Raw genomic sequence first — 4879 nt, 5'->3', positions numbered from 1 at the left:
TGATTGTGTCAACGTGATCGGAGCCCACTAGGACGGCCCGAACGGTACCCACCCGTCGGACGTCCGGGGATGATGTTGTGAGGGTGTCTAGGGGTTCTTGGCGTGGTTTCTGGGTCTGTGAAAACACTGCCGCGGGTTGGGACGATACCCGGGGTCCCGATTGTTGGAAGCTGGCGTCTGGCGGAGTAGTGCGTCAGAGGTAGCTGCAGATTTGTTCGGGATCGCAGCTTGCGTCGGTCCCGGACGCGGCAGTGGCGTGAAGGCCGGCGACGATGGATCGCAGCGCCATTAGTTCAGAAATCTGGTGGTCCAGTTCGGCCAGCTGGTTGGAGAGAAGGTCTTGGACGTGGGCGCAGGGGGCTTCTCCGGCGTCACGGAGGCTAAGAATTTCGCGTATTTGGGTCAGGGCGAGGCCTGCGGCCCGTCCGCGGCGGATGAATTCGAGCCTGGCCACGGAGTCGTCATGGTAGTCCCGGTAGCCGTTAGAGGATCTTTTCGCTGCCGGGAGAAGCCCGCTGTCCTCGTAGAGACGCAGCGTCTTGGTTGTCATCCCTGCCGCTGCCGCGGCCTCACCGATACGCATCATGAACTCATTTCTTAGCAGGCGGCCAGGACGGCGATTCCTTGACATTCCAGTGTAGGGGAAGGTTGAGAATGGGATGCAGAGCTGGTCTTCGGTTGAAGGCTGCACATGGCGGTCGGTTGAGCAACAGGTGTGCTGGCGGCTGCTTCCCTTCCATCTTCAGGAGTCCCTCGTGTCGGCAGCATCTTTCGATTATGACCTGGCCATTATCGGTTCCGGCGGGGCTGCTTTCGCTGCGGCCATCCGGGCAACCAGCCGTGGCAAGCGGGTGTTGATGGTGGAGCGCAGCACTGTGGGAGGCACGTGCGTGAACACGGGCTGCATCCCGTCCAAGGCCCTGCTGGCCGCCGCGGAAGCCCGCCATGTCGCCCTCGATGCTTCCGGACGGTTCCCCGGTATCAGCACCTCCGCAGAGCCGGTGGATATGCCCGAACTGGTCGCCGGGAAGCGCTCACTGGTCGAATCCATGCGGTCAGAGAAGTATGTGGATCTCGCCGCGGGCTATGGATGGAACCTGCAGCGGGGGACGGCGGTGTTCGCCGGAACCGCAGCCGCACCGGTTTTGAACATCACCGCCCCGGGCGGAACCACCGAGACAGTCAGCGCGGAACACTACCTGGTCGCGACCGGCTCCACCCCCTGGATCCCTGAAGTGCCGGGAATGGACGAGGTGGATTATCTGACGTCCACGAGTGCGATGGAGCTGCAGGACGTTCCCGCTTCGATGCTGGTGGTGGGCGGCGGGTATGTGGCGCTGGAGCAGGCGCAGCTTTTCGCCCGGCTCGGCACGGAGGTGACCATCCTGGTCCGGTCCAAGCTCGCCTCGGCCGAAGAGCCTGAAGCCGGGCATGCCCTCGCCGGTGTCTTCGCCGATGAGGGCATCCGGGTCGTCCGTCGAGCGACAGCGTCCTCGGTCCGGACCGATGAGGTGTCGGGGGACGTGGTCGTGGATGCTTCCGTCTCAGGAGGAAACGAGGAATTCAGGGCCGCGCGCCTGCTCATGGCAACAGGCCGGCGCCCGGTCACGGAGGATTTGAACCTTTGCATGGTCGGCGTTGAAACCGGGGACCGCGGGGAAGTCCTGGTCGACGGGAGCCTTCGCAGTACTAATCCGAGGATCTGGGCCGCGGGTGATGTGACGGGTCACCCGGAGTTCGTTTATGTCGCCGCCGCGCACGGGGCCCTGATGGTGGAGAACGCCTTTGAGGGTGCCGGGCGTGAGGTCGATTACCGGCACCTGCCCCGGGTCACGTTTACCAGCCCTGCCCTGGCCGCTGTCGGGATGACGGACAAGGAAGCGAACCAGGCAGGGATCCGGTGCATGTGCCGGGTTCTGCCGCTCAAATTTATCCCTCGCGCGCTGGTGAACCGTGATACCCGCGGCTTCATCAAGATCGTTGCCGACGCGGACACGGGTCGGATTGTAGGGATCACTGTCGTGGGTAAGGACGCCGGGGACATCGCCGCCGCAGGGATTTACATTCTGGAGGCCGGGATGACCGTTGATCAGGTCGCGAATCTCTGGAGCCCCTATCTGACCATGGCCGAAGGCATCAAGATAGCAGCCCAGTCCTTCACTACTGACGTCTCCAAACTGTCCTGTTGCGCGGCATGAAGTGGTCAACGACAACCTATGTGTTCGTGGGGCGGGCGGCCGCGGCTACCTTTTAGTGCGCGTTCCTTGTCAGGCTGTGGGCGAGGCGGTAGGAATCGGTGCCGGTTTCGATGATGGTGCCGTTGAACGTCAGCCGGTCAACGATCGCGGCGCAGAGGCGCGGGTCGGTGAATGTCTTGGTCCAGCCGGAGAACGACTCGTTGGAAGCGATGGCGATGGAGTTCTTCTCTTCGCGTTCGGTGAGGACCTGGAAGAGGAGTTCGGCGCCGCGCCGGTCCAGTTCCATATAGCCGAGCTCGTCAATGCAGAGCAGGTCCACTCGGCCGTATCTGGCGATGGTCTTGGCGAGGACTTTGTCGTCGGCGGCTTCGACGAGTTCGTTCACGAGCCGGGTGGCCAAAGTGTATTTGACCCGGTATCCCTTCTCCGCCGCGGCGGTGCCCAGCCCGATAAGCAGGTGGGATTTGCCGGTTCCGGAGTCCCCGATCAGGCATAGCGGTGCACCTTTTCGAATCCATTCGCCGGTAGCGAGGGTATGGATGGTAGCGGGGTTGATGTTCGTGTTCGCGTCGAAATCGAAATCACCGAGCCATTTATCCCGGGGAAAGTTCGCGGCTTTGACGCGTCGGATTGAGGAGCGACGGTCCCGGTCATCGCATTCGGCCAGCAGCAGCTCGGCCAGGAAGCCTTGGTAAGAGAGTTGTTCCTTCCCCGCGACGGTCAGAGCTTCGTCCAGAACCGCCCGGATGGTGGGCAGGCGCAATCGGCGGCATGCTTGGTCCACGGCCGCGACCGCGGCCTGCTCAGTCAGACCGCGGCGCCGTCGCAGGGTTGGGGTGATGGTGGTGGCCGGTGCGGTGGGGCTCATGAGATGTTTTCCTTCGACGCGGTTCCTGCGGAGTGTTCGGTGCGTTTGGCCAGCAGCTCGTCATAGGCGCTGATCGCCGGGAGCGGCCGCTTGTCTGGAGGGAGCCCGGCGATGACCGCCGCCGGGTCCATCAGCCGGCGCTGGGTCAGGCTGACAACTCGTTGCACTTTCGCTTCAGCATGAGCACCGCGATGACGGTCAGGACGGGACCCACCAGCAGGGATGCTGGAGGCATGTCGGCGGCCTTCAACCGCCACGACGTCGGCACTGACGGCACCTACTCCAAGGGCTGCGGTGATCCCTGCCTCGATGTCTTCGGCTTCCATCGATCGGTGCAGCAGCAGGACGTCAATCAGTTCACGGGTCCCCGCGGCATCACCGTTGACCCTGCGCGAGGCAGACCAGAAGGCGTCATGGGCGCTGGTGAAAGCACCCGACTCCCGCGCCCTGGCCAAAGCAGTGGAACCAGGCAAAGCGCCGGGCTTGGTCTTGAGGACCTCCAGATAATGGTCCAACTGGACCGACTGCCCGCCCTTGGCAATAATCCGCTGGTGCCGGGCCGCCACCGCGCGGCCGTCGAACACCACAACTTCGGATGCCCGCAATGAAACCCGGACCCGCCGACCGATGAACCGTGCTGGCACCGAGTACTTCACCATCCGCACGGTAATCATTGAGGACCGGTCCACTCTCGGGTTCAACACCAGACCGGGATCGAACTCGTCGGCCGGCAACGGTGCCAGGAACGGGCGCTCGGCGGCGAAGTCCTGGCCGATAGTGCGGATCCTGCCATCAATCCGCCGCTGATCGTCTTGAACCTCCCGGCTCCGGATCCAGTCGTTGAGCTCATCAAGGGACCTCGCCACGGGCATCGGGGTCAGCCGGTTGCGGCGGAACCAGCCCACCTCGCCCTCGACCCCGCCTTTCTCGTGAGCGCCGGCAAGACCTGGCTGGCAATAAAAGGCATCAAATCCATAGAACGAGCGAAACAACACCCACCGGTCATTCTCCAGGCGGTTCCGCCCCTGACCGAACACCACGGCCCTGACGGCACTGGTGAGGTTGTCATAGCGGATATGTTTGACCGGCACGCCGCCGATCTCGTTGAACGCCTCGACGTGGCCTTCCAGAAACGCTTCCTGGGCCTGGGTGGGGTAAATCCGGTGGATGGCTTTGCCGGAGTGAGAAAGCCGGAAGATGAACATGTGGCATTTCGTCTTTACCCCGTCCAGCACGATCCAGACTTCACCGAAGTCCACTTCCGCTTCCGCGCCCGGGGCGTGCTCCTGAGGAACAAATACCTAACCCGGCGGCCGGCCTCCACATCGATCTGCGCCCGGCGGACCCGAACGTAGTCACGCACCGTCGAATACGACAACTCGTCCGCTCCATGCTCCTCGATGAGCCGGGCAAGAATCCTCCGGGCAGTGTGACGCTGCTTCCTCGGCGCCGTCGTGTCCTCGACGAGCATGGCGTCGATCGTCGGTTTATAAGGATCAAGCCGCGGCGAGGACCGTACAGGAGTTTTACGCTCTGGCGGGACCGGGGAACTTAACGCCTTACGCACGGTTTTCCGCGCCACCTGGTGCCTGCGGGCAAGCTCCCGGATTGACGCGCCCTCCACCCGGGCATCCCTCCGAATCTGCGCGAACAACTCCACTCTTGACCCCATCCCGGCCCTCCCGTCGTCGATCCAACACTGGATGGATCAACGTTCACAGGTGGGTACCATTCAAGCCGTCATTAGGTTCGGCATGTCCGGCTGGTGGGTACCGTTCGGGCCGTCCTAGTGGGCTCCGATCAGACTGTCATA

Annotated in this window: 3 protein-coding genes and 1 pseudogene; 1 reads left to right on the top strand and 3 read right to left on the bottom strand. The window is 63.2% G+C overall.

Annotation, left to right across the window (positions count from 1 at the left end; genetic code table 11):
- Positions 1-193: 193 nt before the first annotated feature.
- Entirely contained in the window at positions 194-583 is a 390-nt protein-coding gene (locus PV772_RS22745; RefSeq protein ID WP_347887669.1) for a heavy metal-responsive transcriptional regulator, read from the bottom strand.
- A gap of 172 nt (positions 584-755) precedes the next feature.
- Between PV772_RS22745 and merA the strand changes: the two genes are divergently transcribed.
- Positions 756-2198, top strand: coding sequence for a mercury(II) reductase (gene merA, locus PV772_RS22740; protein ID WP_011691634.1), 1443 nt, complete (start codon positions 756-758; stop codon positions 2196-2198).
- A 52-nt stretch (positions 2199-2250) separates the two neighbouring features.
- Here merA and istB read toward each other — a convergent pair whose 3' ends face one another.
- Together istB and istA are read right to left on the bottom strand one after the other, a co-directional pair.
- On the bottom strand, positions 2251-3066 hold the full coding sequence (gene istB / locus PV772_RS22735) for an IS21-like element helper ATPase IstB (protein WP_011691635.1): 816 nt from the start codon (positions 3064-3066) through the stop codon (positions 2251-2253).
- A pseudogene (gene istA / locus PV772_RS22730) lies at positions 3063-4738 on the bottom strand (IS21 family transposase). Before istA ends, istB begins: the two are co-directional and overlap by 4 nt.
- Positions 4739-4879: the final 141 nt, after the last annotated feature.

Source organism: Pseudarthrobacter sp. CC12, assembly GCF_039907755.1.
In the GTDB taxonomy this organism is placed as follows: Bacteria; Actinomycetota; Actinomycetes; order Actinomycetales; family Micrococcaceae; genus Arthrobacter; species Arthrobacter niigatensis.
The sequence above is the reverse complement of the archived record's forward strand: the minus strand, read 5'-3'. Positions and strand labels throughout refer to the sequence as shown.